The organism is Lonepinella sp. BR2271, from assembly GCF_051851515.1.
In the GTDB taxonomy this organism is placed as follows: Bacteria; Pseudomonadota; Gammaproteobacteria; order Enterobacterales; family Pasteurellaceae; genus Lonepinella.
Genome location: NZ_JBPDVF010000009.1, coordinates 83,971 through 101,579 on the forward strand (window position 1 = coordinate 83,971; position 17,609 = coordinate 101,579).

Below are 17,609 nucleotides of genomic sequence, written 5' to 3' on the forward strand. Positions count from 1 at the left end.
TAATATTTAGATCATTGTTGAAATGTGTAGTGATTGATACTCACCCAAAGGCATTGAAATGTGGAGTAATTGATACTGACAAAAAATGAACAATTTTGCATGCCTAAAAACGTTATTTTATAAAGTTTTAACCAGTCTGTACATGGCTTAAAGCGAGTTGAAAAGTGGAGTAATTGATACTGATAAAAAACGGTACATTAGATGTTCGAGAAGTATTGATTTATCAGATTAGGTTTTATCTTTTACACAAATTTTGTTATAGGCTCTTTACAAATTAAGGTAGCCTAGTTATTTAACTACTCAATCATTGTAGAACACAACCCCAACATACTTATTGACAATTTGGAATTTGTCTGTAAAATCAGCGAATAACGCTGACAGAACAAAAGGCAAGAAACACGTCTTGCCTTTTGTTCTGTCAGTCATATAAGTCAATTTTATTTTTATCGTCGCTCATTAACCGAGAATGGTTGTGGTTATTATTTAGGAGTTTGCTTATGTTAAAATGTATTGATGTAGCCAAATATTTCTTGTCATTATGCAATGCAGAAGAAAGTGGCGATTTAATATCTAATTTAAAAATTCAGAAATTAGTTTATTATGCTCAAGGCTTTTTCTTGGCAATAAATAATAAGCCACTTTTTGCTGAAAAAATCCAAGCGTGGCTACACGGTCCAGTAGTCCCTGAGTTATATGAAGAATATAAAGAATATGGTAGTGGTGCTTTACCTACTGAAAATTTAGATATTGATTTTAGTAAATTTTCGACAGGAGATAGAGAATTATTAGATGATATTTATGCAGTATATGGTCAGTTCTCAGCATGGAAATTACGAAATATGACTCATGAAGAATCGCCTTGGAAAACTTCTTATCAACAAGGTAAAAGCAATGAAATTTCTCATGAGAAGTTAAAAGAATATTTCTCTACATTAGTTCAATAGTATGCCAAAACTCAATAAAAACACGACGACAACACGTAAAGGGAAAATTAATCTTTCAAAGTCCAGTCTTATTCTTTCTGAGAATAACGATAAAAAACCACCAATGTTTTCTTTTCATCAGATTGGGAAAAGATATTGTTTAAGCTCTTGTCAGTCTGGTGAGAAAATCGATCTTATTGATACTCTTCACAAGTTGAGTCAATTGACATGGCAAGAATTAATAAATTCCAACCGACATGGGTTAGGTACAGAAAAAATTGCACACTCCGCAATAAAAGGAAGTTCTGTGCCAGATTTTATTATTGATCAAAATATTACATTAATTGCTTTTAGATTTAGCGGTAAGAAACCAATGGTTGGATATAGGGAGAATCAAATATTCCATATTCTTTGGTTAGATAGAGATTTTTCACTATATGACCATGGTTCCTAGAGTTTATAATGAGCCTATCCCATATTTTGTGTAAAAAACCATTTCACTTAAAGATGATCATTTAAACGATCACCAAATTCTAGCACAAAATGGTTCAATGTTTCTTACCCATTTCGGGTTGGCGTTAACCATTTTTAGACATATTTCAACGGACAAATGGCAACATTTATTCACCGTAAGGGGGCGTAATTGGGCTAAGAATGGACTCAAGAAATTCATTTGGAGAACACGCTCGACATAGTAAGTAGGCTTTATTGTATATATTTCTTATTTCTGCTAAAATATGTAAGATATTTCTCTAAAAAATACTTGACGCTTATAATGAAACACACTAACAATAATTTAAGCAAGCAAGCAAGCAAGCAAGCAAGCAAGCAAGCAAGCAAATCTAATCTATTTAATTGGCTCTTATTCCTTTTGGGAAATTGGGGCAATTCGCATTTTCCTACACAAAATTTTCTTTTTCCACAACAAAAAACATTAATAGCGAACGCTATTAGTGCCTTTTTCATTTCTATTTTTAACCACACTCAATGTTTTTTTCATTTTAACTCCTTAAAATATGCAAAATCCCATTAATTATAACACTTAATGGGATTTTGTCTTAGTTAGTTTGATTGTGATTGATTTTCTGAATTGTTTGTTGTGTTATCGGCATTAGCAGTGGTTGCTTTTGCATTAACATCATCTTGATTTTCAGTCTCTGCTTGTGCATTTGTGTTAGCATTTAAGTTCGATGTATCTTCTGTGTTAACTACATCTACAATATCAGACTTAGTTGTTTCAATATTTTCAGATTTACTTTTTTTCGTCATCAAATATTGTCCTTTGTAAAACATCTTAACAACGAATTTTACCAAACCCTTAGTATGGTTATCTAACTTTGGCAATGCAACATCACCAAAAACAATCGTTGTGCGTTCACGCATTGACAGTAAGGTATCGTGATAATAACCAACTGCACCACGAGCAAAAATCATTACAAAGAAAAATTGGATAATGATTTCTGCAAGAGAGAGTAGAGTATAAATCGTTTCATTATCACCCCATAATGTTACACCTCTTACAAAAACCTGACTCCATGTTGCAGTAGCCCGATAGTCATTTGTAGTAATACCAAGTAATTCAGTTACAAAAACAATCGCCACAACGGCCAGCAGCAAACCTATTGTGTATTTTTTGATTTTACTGATAAAAGCAAATTCTTTTTTAACAGTTTCTGAATCATCAACATGTTCTAAAGCTGTTTTTTGTTCTTCATTCATGAGTTGAATAGCTTCTTTTTGCCCTGTATGGTAGCCCATAAAAACTGTTTTAAAGCGTTTTTTATCTTGTCGGTCTTGAAACCAACCAAAAATACCACGCACAAATAACGTGCTACTAAATAACCAAATACCTAAATGAGATAATGATAGATATTCTTTTTCAGTATAGCGAGCATTTGTTAGTAATATTGAGTCCGCCCACATAGTGATAACTAATGATGCACCGAGTACTGCTAAGATCATAGTGGTTTTGGAATAAGTTTTTTTAGTCATTTTAAGCTCCTAAGCCATTAAATATAGTAGGATAATAACATAAAACAATTATTTTTTCAAGGTATTTATTCATAAATAATACTTCATAATTCATATTTAATACTTCATAATCATTTATTCCTCACTGAAAATTTATGTATAGGCTCAAAACATTACTTACTATCGCTTTGTTAAGCGCATTTTCAGCAACTGTTATGGCCGCAGACACGCCAACGCTATAACCCAAAGATATGGAAAAAACGGCGGTAAGCGTACCAGAAAATTCAAAAGCGACTATCAATCAATATGGTGGCTATGATAATGTTGATTCGCTCTCACCTGATCAACTTGAAAAATTACAGGCTACACCACGCTATAAAGAAGTGATGACAGGTTTGAATAACCAAATTCAAAGCTATCAAAAACAAACAGATATTGCCATGGAAACAGGTGATTTTTCTAAAATCAAACCTATCCCTGCATTAACAGACGAACAAAAATCTTTCATGACTAGCACTGAAATTAAAGGTTGGGATGAAATGAGTAAAAAATTAAGCGAGCTTAATGCCATGGTTGCTAAAATCAACGAGCGTGCAGAAGCAACTAACGCAAAAGCAGAAGCGTTGAAAGCACAAACTGGTAAAGTGACAGAAGAAGATAAAAAAGCGGCTTCAATGGAATTTATGCCAGGACAATTTGATAGCAACTTTAAGCGTGATGCAGACGGGCGTTTAGTATTCGATCCAAAAGTAGATTTAAGCAAACTCCCTGACTTTAAATTGCCTGAATCTAATTGCTATTTGCTCGATGGTAAGCTGTATAACGCTCCCCCTTGTCAAGACCACAAAACCACAAAAATTAAGATAGTTTAAGGTTACTAAAATCCAGATGTAGTTGCCTAACTAGCAGACTAATACACCTGGGCTGGGGTGCAATAATCAAGTGACTGATGCAGTCGTTCATGATTATAAAATTCAAAATATTGCTTCAAACCTGTCCTTACCCCCGCCACGGTTTCAAACTCTTGCAAGTACACACATTCATACTTCACCGAACGCCATAAACGCTCAACAAAGATATTATCCAATGCTCGTCCAAGACCGTCTATACTCACTTGAATGCCACATTCTAACAACGGCTATACAAAGCGTGGACTAGTAAACTGCGAGCCTTGGTCGGTGTTAAAAATATCACATTTCAACCCGTTATCCAATAGTCTTCCCACCGTGTCAATGCAAAAATCCGCTTCCAGTGTGGTGCTAAGCGACCAATCCAACACATAGCGACTGTACCAATCAATCACCGCTGTTAAGTACACAAAACCGTGTTTTAGGCGGATATAGGTGATGTCTGTACTCCACACCTGATTGCACCGTTTAATCGCCACATTACGCAGTAAATATGGATAAATCTGATGCTCACTAGGGGCGTGTCTATCCTGTGGCTTTGGATATACTGCTTCCAAATCCATTTCACGCAGCAACCGCCGTACTCGCTTAGGTGGGTTATCTTTTTATGCGTTGATTTTAGGTTCTGTTGCGCCTGATACACTCGAATTTTCCAGATATGATGAAACGCATTATTTTAAGCGTAGTTCACTTGTTCCACATCGTACATATACACATTGGACCTTGTTATGGTGTATTTTATTGATTGTATCTATTATCGTGTTGCAATTTACTTATTGGGGCTATGTGTTTCTAGCTTATTGTATTGGTGGTCTTTGGCATTTAGTTGGTGATCTACCAAATCCGAGCGGCATTCCCGTATGGCATCCTCGTAAACGGCGTAAATCATTAAAATGGTGGAAAAGCGGACAATACGAAACAAGCATCTTTTTTATGATGCTTATAACAACGTTGTTTGTAATGTGTTTAATGAATCAAGATAGCGTAAGTTACCATTTTACACAATTTATGCAAAATCCATTTAGTGTGTTGAAAGCCTTTTTTGATAACCTTGTGGAACGTTGTTTTTCTGAATTTTGCAATCTGATACGAAATCATAATTATGATTTCATAAGAGACATTTCATACTTCATATTCATACTTCATACCCATATACCAATTATGCCATACTGTGTTGCATGCGTTGTCCATACTCTTATGAATATTCATAAATATAAATTCATATTTATAAAAAAATAATTCATAAAATTATTGATATAAACTATTATTTATGAAATAATACTTATGAAATATGATTTAATACATGGATAAGGAGTCTTTATGATCGTAATCGTTGGCTGTAACAAAGGTAGTGCAGCTAAAACAACAACCACTAATCCAATTTTGAAAGACAAAGAGCGAGCGGAATTTTTAGAGTTTGTATCTGAATTTGAAAATTTTGGGATTTTAGAATCCATTGCGCATTACAGAAAAGTGTATCGTGATGTTATGGCTGAAGGTAAGTCTGTTATTGAAAGCAATAATGAATTAGCCAGAAATGAAGTGTTATCGTTAGTAAGTGAGGTGTTTTAATGGCTTTAAATATGAAATCAATTCGAAAATCGCCAGAACAACAAGCAGAAGAATTAGCGGTAAAACTGGCGGATAAGCCTTATGGTCAATCAGCAGAAAAGACAGTTGAAATTGAAAAAGAAAGTGAGCAAATTGTACGAACATCCTTTGCCTTACCAAAATCTGTTTTATTGCAACTTGAAGATCAGGCGTTAGCAAACAAACGAAAAGGCGTTGAACCAAAGACTGTTAGTCAGATATTGCGTGATGCCCTTGCAATGGCTGGTTACAAATAATATCTTATATTTATGAAATAATAAGTATGATTTCATATTTATTATTTTACATTATGAAATCATACTTATACATCATCAAAACAAAAATACAAAATCCTACAAAATAGGAAATTTTAGTAAAAGCAACTAAAATAAAGAAAAAACAAATAAAATTTAGCGAGCAGTATTCAAGACAAAGCTGGTGTATTTGAGCTTGATATGTTGTTTCAAGAGTTCAATATTCCGCAATTTGCTCAACGCAAAATTAAAGAACGATATGGCTTGTCTGCCTATGAAAAAATTAAACGTAATCCATATCAATTAGCAAATATTCGTGGAATTGGATTTAAGATGGCGGACGACATAGGTTTGCGTTTTGGTATCGAAGATTTAGCTTTTGAGCGAGTTATTGCTTCAATGGATGCTTTCTATCGTCTAAAAACGGAGCAATCAGGTGATACATCTATAAACTGCCGTGAATTTTTAGATGAATGGATGGCTGACATTACTTTTCCATCTATTCCTCTTGGGCAAGAGAAAGAAAAGAAAATGTTATTAGCAGCAGTAATGGTAAATGAATTTAGTAAAACAGGAAAAGATGCCCGTTTTATGCAATTTCCACGATTAGATGTTAACCATCAACCTATGATAGATGAAAATGGTAAACCTATTTTATGTTTTTCATCAGCAAGAGACATTAGTGTAGATTTAAACATTTTAGATCATCTTCGCCGCATCTATAAACATGCTAGAGCTTTTAATGAGCAACAAATTACTAAATTAAAACCACTCATTGAAAAAGTTGAAAATGCGAATGGCCGTCAAATCACTTTAGATAACAGTCAAATCAATGCGGTTTATACCGTGTTGCGTAGTCGAATTTCCTGTTTAACAGGTGGCGCTGGTTGCGGTAAAACAACTATCTTAAAACGAATTATTGATTGCGTAAGTAGTTTAGGTCTTCGTGTTGTGCTTTGTTCACCGACAGGTAAAGCAGCAAAACGAATGAGTGAATCAACAGGGCGTAACGCAATGACAATCCATAGCCTTATTCATTACAAAAGTAAAGGGGATGTGATCGCTGAAAATTATAAGGCAGTTGAAACAAATGAAGTGACTTCTGATTTCATTAAGGCAGATTGGGTATTTGTCGATGAAAGCTCAATGATTGATGCTGATTTAGCACGAGCATTGTTAGCAAAGGTACAAAATGGCACTCGAATTACTTTTATTGGCGATCCAAATCAGTTGCCGCCAGTTTCAAAGGGTTGCTTTTTTTATGACATTATTGATAGCAACAAAATTCCCGTAGCAAAATTGACAACTGTTCACCGTCAAGCTAATGGAAATGATATTAATGATGTCGCACATTTAATTTTAGGTGGTTCTCCACGTAGTCTTGAATTGGGTTCTCGTAAAAACATTATTTATCATTCGTTCGACCATTTAAAAAACACCACACAAGGTGGTAGTTATGAAAGTCGAGAAATCAGTGAAATTATTCAAAAACAAATTGTCAGTAAATTTGCAACGTTAGCCAAAGAACATGGTGTTAATGATGTGATGCTTATTACCGCTAAACGTCAAACAAGTGCATTAAGTTCTGATGTATTAAATGTTCGTATTCGACAAGCATTATATCCTAACGCAGGTACAGTGCCTTATCGTTGTTTTTTGAAAGGCGAACGCATTATGGGGATTAAGAATGTACGCCGTCAAGATGATGATTTAGACGATACCATTTTAAATGGTGAAATGGGGACTGTGATTTTGGACGATCAGAAAGAAAAGTTAATGGTTCGCATAGACGGTGAAACAGGTGTGCGCAATTTAAACGGTATTCGTGAACATTTAACATTAGGCTATGCTATGACAGTTCATAAATCACAAGGTAGTGAAGCAAAGTATGTTTTAACAACGGTAACATCAGGGGATTATGTTTTACTCAATCGGGAATGGTTTTATACAAATGTAACCCGTGGAAAACAGGAAGTGCATATTTACGGTCAAGCACCAGCAATCAATCGTGCAGTGAAACATACACAATCTCGCCGTAATACGTTGTTACGTCATTTTTTAAACGATTTAAAACCTATAAAATCGGAAATGACAGAAAACTTAACAACTCAAATCGCAAAATTACGAAAAATTGAATTGTTTAATTAGTGCTTTACGAAATTTTAGCAAAAAAACAAATTTAAAAGAAAAATATTGCATAAAATAGCAGATTGTGCTATTTTATAGTTAGGAATAAACATGTGAGGTAATCAATATGGGGCTTATTTTTTCGCCATCTAATGCAATTAAATCTGATGAAAATGGGCATTACTACTCAACAGGATTTCGTGTACAAGGACAACAGAAAGTTGTTTCCAGAATACTAAAAGATGAACAAGCTCTATTTTCAAGTCATAGCTATAATAAAGATGAAGGTTTAGATTGTTTTCATACTCAATCATATAATGATTGTGGTCATGACTATATGATTCACATCTCAACACAAGCGATTCACCCCATCGGTATTATTCACACGTCAATGTACCAAATGCCGATTGTTGGGCTTATGGCTGCATTGATTTTTATTGCAGGATTTAAATGGTTACGATTTAAAAAAGATTTGCGAGTTATTGAATGAAATTCATAATTCATAATTCATAATTCATAAAATATATTTCATAAAATATATTCGTAGTACACTGTTTTTTTCACACAAAACAAAGGAAACATCTATGACAACACAAATTAAAGGCCCTGTACGTATAACGCCTTGCTAACTAGAGGGATAAATTATGGAAATCAAAGATACTTTAATGGCAAATCAAGCTGGTATGCCTAAACAGAAAAGACGTAAAAAAGATCGGTGGGATAATGAGTTGGTAAAACTTAATATTTCATTACGTCCTGTTATCGAAGTTGAACGAATTATGATTGAAGCGTTTTCTCGTATTCCATCTAATGAATTTCCGATGTATTTAAAAGGCTTGTTAATGTTGGGCTTTAAGCAAGTGTACAACATTAAAAAAGGCAAAGAAGCGGTAACAGATAAAAACATTTATGATGTGTTTTTTGATGCCAACGATGCCATTGCTGAAATTACAGGTGAAAATGGTTATGGAGTGAATGTTGAAGAACAACATAGTACGCCTGTTGTAAACGCACAACAAGTTGTATCACCTGTTCCACAACAACAAATTCCTGCGCAACCTAATGCAGTATCACCAGCTCAACTTGAAGCAATGATGCAACAAATTCTTGCGATGCAACAAGCACAATTACAGCAACAAATTGCTTTAACAGGACAAGGGGTGTATCAGGCTGCACCACAAGCAGTTGCACCACAAGCCGTTGAGCCATCATCATAATATATGCAATAGGCGGTACAACCACAACAATTTGGACCAACCACACAAGTTCAGCCAGCACCAGAAACACAAACGATTAAGCAAGATGTTGAATCGGAGCGTGAAGCAAAATTTGCATTTTTGCGTAAGCAAGAGAAACAAAATAATGCAGAATCAGCAGGTTTTGCAGGACCTAAAATCTCATTTTAATGTAATTTTGACAAAAAACTTTAAAAAGCACAAAGAAATTCACTTTGTGCTTTTTTGGTTGGTTTTAATTTAAACTAGGTTGAAAATAATAGGAGTTTTATTATGCGTAAACATAGTTTTAAACGAAATCTAACCCTTGCTATTGGTGCAATATCACTTTTGGGCTTTGTTAGTCAAGCAAATGCCATTCTTTTAGAGCGTTCCAATCAAGGTAGTTATAACACTCGCCCTGCCCCTAAAGTCAATATTTTGATTCGTTTTCTGTATCTGTTGTGGTGATGTTTTGTTCGGTAACTTCAGCATTTTGTTGTTCTGAAACTGTTGCTGTTTCAACAGTTTCAGCTGTTTCTTTGGTTACAACCACACTTTCAAAACCAAAATTTTCAAAGCGTTTATCAAAGAAGTAAATAACAGGATAAAGCGCTGTTAATGCGACAAATAAGAAACCACGCCCATCAAGATAGAACCAAGATTCGCTGTGTAATGGATTATCTAAGTAATACACACCCGTCATAGTTGATATATCAGTTAAGAATGTAGCATTATTTTCATTGATAAACAATAAGATGTTTAAAGCGAAAGCTACAATAATGAAGAATGACCAACCTGTATGATTTAACTCTTTGCGAGTCATTTCTGTTTTAACCAATGCTTCACGGCATGTTGCGATACTACGTTTTAATGGTTTAAAGAGTAAAACTGCATAGATGACGTGCAAAACAACAGCAAAATGATAGAAATTTTGCCCTGCTGGTCGGCCAACAATTTGATTGATTAATGGTTCATCATCTTCCCATTTGTTAGTTTGAAAGAAAGCACTAATTTTAGAGATATAATGCAAGGAATCATAACTATCTCCCCAAATGGTAAAGTTATACCCTAATGTACATAAAAAGAGCATTGTACCTAAAAAAATGAATAGAGCGTGTTTGCGATTTTGTTTGTCTGCAAGTACCTTTAACATACTTCACTCCTAGAAATTTCGTGTAACGGCAATTTTCTTTGCCAAAAGAGAATCAATAACTTCATCGGTTTGCTGAATCAACTGACTGTCAATCATAGCTTTTATTACACTAAGATGACTCACGTTAAAGAGATCGATAAATTCATCAGCAAGCATTACAGCAGTTTCATAATCAATATTGTGCGTAATAACAATTTTCAATGATGTTGCTTCTGTAAGTGCAAGATAGACTTGTTTATCAAAATACTCCACACCGATAGTGAACTCAATCGCTTTCTGTTCAAATGTTGTTAGCGCAGAAATGAGAGCATAGTAATTTTCATCATAATGGCAACGTGGAATATAACGCTGTTCCAAATCAAAAAAAAGCTTTCTTGCTTCTTTATCATATTCTAGCGTTATCTTTCGTAACGGCACCATTGTTGATTGAGATTCTGAAAGTGTTATAACCACTCCCTCGTATAGATGTTAAAACTGATTGATGATGCAAAAGTGTGTGTGAATATGCGTCCATCTAAATAGAAGGAAAATCATCAATCAACCTAGCATTAGCCTACCAAAAAGTTCATAAATGTCAACCTATTTCATCTATATAAATAGAGAAAAATAGAGAGAAAGGGTAAAAAAAACAATAAAAAAACAGATTTCAATCTAGTGGTTTACTATTTTCCACGCTAATAAAGTTCTTTGGCGACTTTTATATGTTTTTTTAGATTTATTAACTTATATATATCTTATAAAAAGATGTCTTAGTGCGCTCATTTTTCGATTTTACGATTTTATACTAAAAAACAGGAAATTTTAGGAAAATGATTTTTTGTGTTTGTGGGCGATACTGGAAATAGGTTAAAAAACAATGTTAAATCTCGCATTTCAGACCATTCCGCTAGATAGAATGCGATAGAAAAATCACAAAACAATGAGCTGATGTGTGTTTTATGGTTGGTTTAGCTTATTTAATTATGTAGTAGACTGATACATTAAAAGTGAAAAAGAAAGCAGAATAAAACTACAAATATTTATTGCGCACGATAATACATAAAGAAAAAAGAGTTTTAGTTGGTTATTACAGTGGTTAAATTTTTACATCTACAACAATTCCTAAAGCAATAAAAATGAATAGTGTAAATGTCATATGATACATACATAAAAGCAACTGTGAAATACATTCATATTTACTGATGAATAATTTTTATATTCTTCCGTTGTTATAGAAAGAGTCAAATCATTAATTGTAAAATCATCTGGTAGCTTATTAATAAGCAATGTAATTAAAATGGTTTCCTTATTGGTTAAGTCATATTTACTTACCAAAGTTTGATTTTTTATATTTGCTATTAGACTGGACATTTTACCCCCTTGTTTTAGAGAACCCATACTAAAATTCTTGTATAGGCTATTTTAAAAATCGGTATTTACACAAATTTTATTATAGGTTGACAGATTTCTACCTACCTTGTCGATTAACAGCAACTATCGGTTTATTCAATTCTTCTTCAGTCATACCGTGCATATAGCTATTATATTGCCATACAATAAATTGTTGTTTATATCGCTCATTAATTTCTTCTAATCGTTGGATTTGAGCTTTTAGGCTCTTTACCTGTTTAATGAGATAATCTATGTTTATATTAGGTATAGGTTCGACCTTATGTGTCTCTTTTATTTTTAACTTTTTTTTACTAAATGCTTGTTGTATATCAGGATAATTGGCTAAGGATTGTCTTTCTATACTTTTAATGTTAAGTAATTGTGCAACTTTTTCGCACAATAAATCCCATGTTAATTTTCCTTCCCATGTATTAATTAAATATATAACTTCTTCTAAATTTTCTTCTGTTATAAGAATCTTAGGCATATTATAACTCCATTAAACGATATAATTCATCATTTAATTTTACTGTTTCTGGCTTGGTAACCTCTATATCCATACCTTTTTCTAATAAAGCTAATTTTGTTGGAGATGGATCATATTCATCAGGCATTCTTAATAATGTATTGTTAGGAATGTTTTCATTTTCTAAGAAAGCTATTTTGTTTCTTATATGTGTTAATCGCCAACCTAAATGACTGATCCAACGATCTACTCCGAAAGTACCCATTCGGTGATGTTTCGTTGCTCGCTCAAATTGTTCAGTAAGCTGAATTTCACGTTTTTTCAAAATTTCTAATGATGAATTGAGCCCTTTTACACAAACAAGTTCTTTACATGTTTCACAATCACCATAGCGTGAGCATGGTGACATGGCATAATCATGCTCACAAATGCCTATTTCTGTAACAATAGCAACCCCCAATTTATTTTTGCCTAATTCTTCATAGGTAACGGGAAGATTGAGATGAATTTTATCTAGAATTGATACATGTTCTGGAATAAGTAAGTTTCTAGCTTCCTCACTTTTTTCTGTTTCTGTTCTATGGTCGTAAGCCTTGTTATCTGTAATTCTGGCTCGCCCAGCCCAATTAGCGAGAGTGAGTTCATCCATTCCTCCACTTTCAGCCTTGGTACTTAACCAATGACGTGCATTATGAGAGGGTAACCATACAAATTCACCTTTTTGTGTAACTATACCATGTTTTTCCCATAATGATTTTTTGGGTTTTGTTTCAGAATAACAAAATCTATCATTAATTTGATTAACGGTTGGTAAGATAAATGAGAAATTTTTAGGTAAAAAGTCGTCATGAAATTCATTTTCCCTAAATAACAGCAATGCTTCTGACGCTTTTACAAGTTTATTCTTATCAATATATGGCCAATAGTTAAATCTTGAGGTGTATTTTTGATAGATAAATTTACCTAGTGCATTTAAAGTAATAGCGCCATTATTTTCTTCTAGTAAAGATTTAAACCATTTTGTTCTGATTCCATAATTTCCGTTAAATGCTAACAACTTTCCAATTTGATTTTCATTTAATACTTGATTCGGATCGTAGGTTTCTGATGATTCTAACATTAATTGATAGGGATGTTCTTCTGCAAATTTAGCCGCAGTTCTAGCAGGTGCACCAATATTTATTAAGCGATTCACTGCTTCTACAATGACTTCTTGCATACTACTAGGTACCCATTTTAATCCAATCTTTCCATTCTTAGCAGGTTGCCATTTTATCCCCAGTTGCTGATTACCTACACTATCTTCTTCCCATTCTAAACAATTTATGGATAAGCTCATTAATTCTGAACACCGAGAAGGCGCAACCATTAATAAGGCCATAATGGCAGTATAATATTCAGTTTCTTTATCCAAATTAGGTGCATCATGAAATAATTTGGCTACTAACATCATTTCTTCATCAGTAGGCATTTTACTTGAGCGATATTCTTTCCCTTTTTCATTCAGTAGAATAGTAAGATCTCGAGGTCTTTTATAAGGGCTTTTCCATAAAGGTAGGTCTGGCGTAATCTGACTTTCTCTACAAAAATCAAATAATCTTTCTAATTGATAGCCTAACTTATTCACGGACTCAGTATTTTTCTTATATTTTGTAGATACAATATTTTTTACTTCATGAATGACTAAGTAATCGAGTTGTAATATATTTGCGTTTTTTTTAACATTATATAAAGCCATTTCAACTATACGCAATGCTTCTATATGCCTTGCTAATTGACGAATTGGGCGTATTGAATAAGTATATCGAATATACCCTTTAGCAAATTCGATAAAAGTGGGTGATAGAGGTTCATATTTATAAGGTGTAGAAGGAACCCGATCAGTAGAGAAACGAACTTGAACCGAATTTACACTTAATTGCGTTTTCCATTGATTTTGCGGCCAACAGTCTGGCCCAAAAGCAGTTAGTTTATTTTTACAAAATGTAATAAATTGATCTAAGTTACATTTAGGATTATTAGAGGTCGGAGCAAAAAGGATATTTTCCATAACTAATGAACTCCATGAGTATTTTTAATTTCTTCACAAGCCTGTACTACATATTCAACAGCCAAAATAATACGATCTTTTGAATTAGCATAGTCAATATTTTTAGATGTCTTAATTCGTTCTTCTTTCTCTTTATATAATTTATTCAATATTTCTTGATGAGGTCCGTCAAGTAATGGTCTAAATTTAGAGCATAAATAGCATGCCTCATGCCCTTTGATACAAAAGTCATTAGTACCACAAGCGCCAATGGTACTCTTACCATCATTTGTTATAAATGATTTAGGATCATAACCTCTTTCACTTTCGCTTAAATTAGAAATTATCTTACCTGTAAATGCTTGAGCTAGTTTCCCCATATCAGCCCCCATAACTCGATCGATATACTGTACTGTATCAGCAGTATTTTCGGTATATACTTTTACATTTTGTGTATCTGAATGATCTAAAAGTTCGGCTATAATTACGGCACCAACCCCTTTTCTTCCTAAATTAGTTCCTCGGGTATGGCGAAAACGTCTTGCGTTTACATGTATAATATCTCCTGTTCTTTCTGAAATAGCTTCTTGTTGGATACAGAATGGCTTTAATATATTATACTCTAGAGAGTTAGATGAATGATGAAAAATGTCTTTATCTAATAAAGAAATATCAAAACACTTATTTTCTATATTTTCTTTTAAGCAATGCCAGTCTATGAATATAGGTAGTTTCATTTTATGAGCAGAAATAACGGATTTTTCAACTAATTTAAGTAGTTTTTCATATTGATATTCTATGAAATTTAATAAAATTAAGTATAAATCTTCAGTGATTGACAGAGTTTTAAATGAATATCTAAAAGAACCATTTCTTTTTTTAGCAGAGGGAATATCTAGATAATAGTTCCATGTGTTATTTGACATTTCTTTTCTTAGATCTTTGAATTTTAGGTGGCGAAATTGGATAGGGCGTCTTGCCGTAGATTGCAGTAAATTAATATACACATATGTTTCAAATGTAATTAGGTTTTCTTTCCACAGTCTATTTAATTCAGACATTAAAGCCAAAATTTCATTATTAGTAAATGCTCCTGTATAGGGACATCGCATTAGCACAGCTTTACCTTTAGTATTCCCACTTAACTTGAAACTTTCAAGTAATAATACAACTGATTTATCAATACCATAATATCCATATTCATACCAAGATAATAAGAATCCTTTTAAAGCACCTAAGTACCATTCATATTCTTTACCTAAAGAAGATTTCCAATTTAAAATGGAAGATGTATCAATATTTCTAGAATTATTGTTAATTACTAATCTTTGAAACTGCTGGTACATGTGAGTAACATGGGAGCTAGAATATTTTTCTGCATATATAGCTAATGTTTTTTTAAATCCATGTAATAGAGGTTTATCTAGTTTAAGAATATACGAAGAGAAGTTGATTACATGATCTTTACTTATACGCCAAGAATTTTCATCTTCATAAAATTCATATCCATCTTTTGATTGTCTAGCAATTTTTACTTGATTCATAGTTTTTCATCCTATCTTGAAATTCAGTTTGGATTTCTAATGATATTTGATTGGCTTTTTCTCTAATATAACGTTGATTGTAAATATTACCAGATTTCTCAGATGAATGCCCCATAATATCTTGACGAATTTTGGCTTCTTTTTCAGGGGAAATAAAATTCTTATGAGATTTATTATTATTCAAACTATTATTATTTTTATCAATTTTTCTGGAAAAATCTAAATTCCATGCATGGCGAAAAATATGTGGATGAATAATTGAAAACCTAGAATCCATTCTTTTCATCGTGGGTACAATAATATTATCAAATGAACTTGTACTAATGGGGTGTCCCTGAGTTTTACCTTTCCTATGTGTAACGAATAAATATGGATGTTTATTGGCGTAAGGAATTTTAGAACGAAAATTCATAATATAATCATTTATAAGTTGGGCTGTTGAATGTGAAATTGGTAAACGTCTTTCTCTCGTTTTACTTACTGCTTGAACTTTCCTTGTATCTAATTTATCATCATGCGTCCGACGGATTAAAATTGATGGTTTAGATGTTCCTATATCAATAAATGGGATCTGAATAGAAAGTAGCTCTCCCCTTCTAATTCCTAATTCTCTTAATAATATAAACATTAATTGATTTCTTTTTCTGATACCCGTGTCTTGAAATGGATTATTAGGATTAGAATAGTTAGCAATAGACATAAATTCATCTAATAGCCCATCAGGTAACTCATTCTCTTGTTTGTAGGATAATGAATGATTAGTTTTGTATCTTATTCCCTTAATTTTTGAAATCAATTTGATAACTTTTTCTTGGTATACATCACTAATATTCATTATTTTTGCCAGAAATAGAATATAGTCAGAAAGGGTAGTTAGTCTATTATATTGATGATTTGCAGAAACAGATGAATAGGTATCAATAAATTGGGGACGGGGACCACCGGCCCAAATTTTCTTTTTCGTATTACGATTATTTTTTTGTTTGGTCGCATTAATTCTCATATGTTGAATGAGAGACTCTAATGTAGCATCTGATAATATTTCGTTATTCTTAATTACTTCACTAAGCATTAGATTATTAGCTTTCTCCCATTTCATTAACCAAAGAATGGTATTCAATTTATTTCTAATTGTATTTACTGCGCTTTGATTACGTAGCTCAATTGTTACCCATAAGCTAGAGTAAAAATCAGGAATCCCTGTTTTTCTATTGATAAGTAATGGATAGCGTTCTCCATCAGAGAAAATAAGTGTTTCTAGTTTATACATTACATTTATTTTTACATAATTAATATATGTAAATACTACTCCTATTTAATAGAGGGTGTCAATAATAATGTAAAAAAAGAGAAGTCTTATGGGATAAGTCTTCTCTCAGTTTTTTTGATCTATATTTTACAGTTTAGGATTATACGGAATTCAGAATGGAATATCATCATCAAACCCATCCATTGGCGGTTCGTTAGATGATACTACATTTTCTGTTTTCTTAGGTGGGCGTGGTGTTTGAGTTGGGCGTGAGTAGCCACCAGATTGTTGTCCAGCAAACCCGCCATTATCTTGATTAAATCCACCTTGGTTAGCATTACGGCTATCCAACATTTGCATAACATCACCTTGAATTTCCGTGGTGTAACGATCTTGCCCGTTTTGGTCTTGCCATTTACGGGTTTTTAAACGTCCCTCCACGTAAATTTGGGAGCCTTTGCGTAAATATTCACCGACCACTTCGGCTTGACGGCGATAAAACACAATGCGGTGCCATTCCGTGACTTCACGGCGTTCGCCGGTATTTTTATCGTTCCAACTTTCACTGGTGGCGACGCTGATATTCGCCACGGCTTCACCATTTGGCATTGTCCGAATTTCAGGGTCATTTCCTAAACGACCCACAATAATAACTTTGTTTACTCCAGCCATAATTTCCTCGATTGACTATTAAATTACTCTGTATTTTGCCCTAAAATAAAAAAAAAATCTAGATTTTTTACTGGTTATTTTAACAGATTCTTAATTTTGTGATATGCTTTCCAAAATTTCACTTTTTATTGATAC

General features: G+C 33.2%; 18 protein-coding genes and 1 pseudogene. 10 read left to right on the forward strand and 9 right to left on the reverse strand.

All coding sequences use genetic code 11. The features are described from left to right. The first annotated feature begins 497 nt into the window (after window positions 1–497). Both ACTG7X_RS08300 and ACTG7X_RS08305 read left to right on the forward strand, forming a co-directional pair. Window positions 498–944, forward strand: a complete 447-nt coding sequence (locus ACTG7X_RS08300; protein WP_439258023.1) for a Panacea domain-containing protein — start codon at window positions 498–500, stop codon at window positions 942–944. Between the two features lies 1 nt (window position 945). Then, on the forward strand, window positions 946–1,377 hold the full coding sequence (locus tag ACTG7X_RS08305; protein WP_439258024.1) for a hypothetical protein: 432 nt from the start codon (window positions 946–948) through the stop codon (window positions 1,375–1,377). Between the two features lie 608 nt (window positions 1,378–1,985). On the opposite strand, the gene ACTG7X_RS08310 is transcribed toward ACTG7X_RS08305, so the two are convergent. Then, window positions 1,986–2,915, reverse strand: coding sequence for a hypothetical protein (locus ACTG7X_RS08310; RefSeq protein ID WP_439258025.1), 930 nt, complete (start codon window positions 2,913–2,915; stop codon window positions 1,986–1,988). Between the two features lie 230 nt (window positions 2,916–3,145). Here ACTG7X_RS08310 and ACTG7X_RS08315 point away from each other — a divergent pair, with 230 nt between their 5' ends. Further along, complete coding sequence (locus ACTG7X_RS08315; RefSeq protein WP_439258026.1) at window positions 3,146–3,766, forward strand: hypothetical protein; 621 nt, start codon at window positions 3,146–3,148, stop codon at window positions 3,764–3,766. A gap of 38 nt (window positions 3,767–3,804) precedes the next feature. On the opposite strand, the pseudogene ACTG7X_RS08320 reads toward ACTG7X_RS08315, so the two are convergent. Then, a pseudogene (locus ACTG7X_RS08320) lies at window positions 3,805–4,392 on the reverse strand (IS3 family transposase); the annotation flags it as partial. Window positions 4,393–4,414: 22 nt separating this feature from the next. On the opposite strand from ACTG7X_RS08320, the gene ACTG7X_RS08325 reads away from it, so the two are divergent. The 7 genes from ACTG7X_RS08325 to ACTG7X_RS08355 all read left to right on the forward strand — a co-directional run bounded on the left by ACTG7X_RS08325 (window position 4,415) and on the right by ACTG7X_RS08355 (window position 9,458). After that, window positions 4,415–5,041: a metal-dependent hydrolase gene (locus tag ACTG7X_RS08325; RefSeq protein WP_439258027.1), complete on the forward strand. Its 627-nt coding sequence runs from the start codon at window positions 4,415–4,417 to the stop codon at window positions 5,039–5,041. Window positions 5,042–5,122: 81 nt separating this feature from the next. Then, window positions 5,123–5,374 (forward strand): hypothetical protein, encoded by a 252-nt coding sequence (locus tag ACTG7X_RS08330; protein ID WP_439258028.1) that lies wholly within the window; start codon window positions 5,123–5,125, stop codon window positions 5,372–5,374. Between the two features lie 11 nt (window positions 5,375–5,385). Next, window positions 5,386–5,649: a hypothetical protein gene (locus ACTG7X_RS08335; protein ID WP_439258029.1), complete on the forward strand. Its 264-nt coding sequence runs from the start codon at window positions 5,386–5,388 to the stop codon at window positions 5,647–5,649. A gap of 198 nt (window positions 5,650–5,847) precedes the next feature. Further along, on the forward strand, window positions 5,848–7,794 hold the full coding sequence (locus tag ACTG7X_RS08340; RefSeq protein ID WP_439258030.1) for an AAA family ATPase: 1,947 nt from the start codon (window positions 5,848–5,850) through the stop codon (window positions 7,792–7,794). 106 nt (window positions 7,795–7,900) lie between these two features. Further along, window positions 7,901–8,263: a hypothetical protein gene (locus tag ACTG7X_RS08345; protein WP_439258031.1), complete on the forward strand. Its 363-nt coding sequence runs from the start codon at window positions 7,901–7,903 to the stop codon at window positions 8,261–8,263. Window positions 8,264–8,417: 154 nt separating this feature from the next. Further along, window positions 8,418–8,990 (forward strand): hypothetical protein, encoded by a 573-nt coding sequence (locus ACTG7X_RS08350; protein WP_439258032.1) that lies wholly within the window; start codon window positions 8,418–8,420, stop codon window positions 8,988–8,990. 291 nt (window positions 8,991–9,281) lie between these two features. Further along, window positions 9,282–9,458 (forward strand): hypothetical protein, encoded by a 177-nt coding sequence (locus ACTG7X_RS08355; RefSeq protein ID WP_439258033.1) that lies wholly within the window; start codon window positions 9,282–9,284, stop codon window positions 9,456–9,458. Here the strand turns inward: ACTG7X_RS08355 and ACTG7X_RS08360 are convergent. From ACTG7X_RS08360 to ACTG7X_RS08390, 7 genes are all read right to left on the reverse strand, one after another. Next, entirely contained in the window at window positions 9,421–10,143 is a 723-nt protein-coding gene (locus ACTG7X_RS08360; protein WP_439258034.1) for a hypothetical protein, read from the reverse strand. The genes ACTG7X_RS08355 and ACTG7X_RS08360 overlap by 38 nt on opposite strands. 9 nt (window positions 10,144–10,152) lie before the next feature. Continuing rightward, a complete protein-coding gene (locus ACTG7X_RS08365; protein WP_439258035.1) occupies window positions 10,153–10,596 on the reverse strand; it encodes a hypothetical protein in 444 nt (147 codons plus the stop codon). Between the two features lie 994 nt (window positions 10,597–11,590). Continuing rightward, window positions 11,591–12,001 carry a hypothetical protein gene (locus ACTG7X_RS08370; RefSeq protein ID WP_439258036.1) on the reverse strand — a complete coding sequence of 137 codons (411 nt, stop codon included), beginning with the start codon at window positions 11,999–12,001 and terminating at the stop codon, window positions 11,591–11,593. A 1-nt stretch (window position 12,002) separates the two neighbouring features. Beyond that, window positions 12,003–14,030 (reverse strand): integrase, encoded by a 2,028-nt coding sequence (locus ACTG7X_RS08375; RefSeq protein WP_439258037.1) that lies wholly within the window; start codon window positions 14,028–14,030, stop codon window positions 12,003–12,005. Window positions 14,031–14,032: 2 nt separating this feature from the next. Next, window positions 14,033–15,553 (reverse strand): site-specific integrase, encoded by a 1,521-nt coding sequence (locus tag ACTG7X_RS08380; RefSeq protein ID WP_439258038.1) that lies wholly within the window; start codon window positions 15,551–15,553, stop codon window positions 14,033–14,035. Beyond that, a complete protein-coding gene (locus ACTG7X_RS08385; protein WP_439258039.1) occupies window positions 15,531–16,823 on the reverse strand; it encodes a site-specific integrase in 1,293 nt (430 codons plus the stop codon). Before ACTG7X_RS08385 ends, ACTG7X_RS08380 begins: the two co-directional genes overlap by 23 nt. A gap of 150 nt (window positions 16,824–16,973) precedes the next feature. Beyond that, the gene (locus tag ACTG7X_RS08390) at window positions 16,974–17,474 is read right to left on the reverse strand and encodes a single-stranded DNA-binding protein (protein ID WP_439258040.1); all 501 of its coding nucleotides are present in this window, start codon (window positions 17,472–17,474) and stop codon (window positions 16,974–16,976) included. Between the last annotated feature and the right edge of the window lie 135 nt (window positions 17,475–17,609).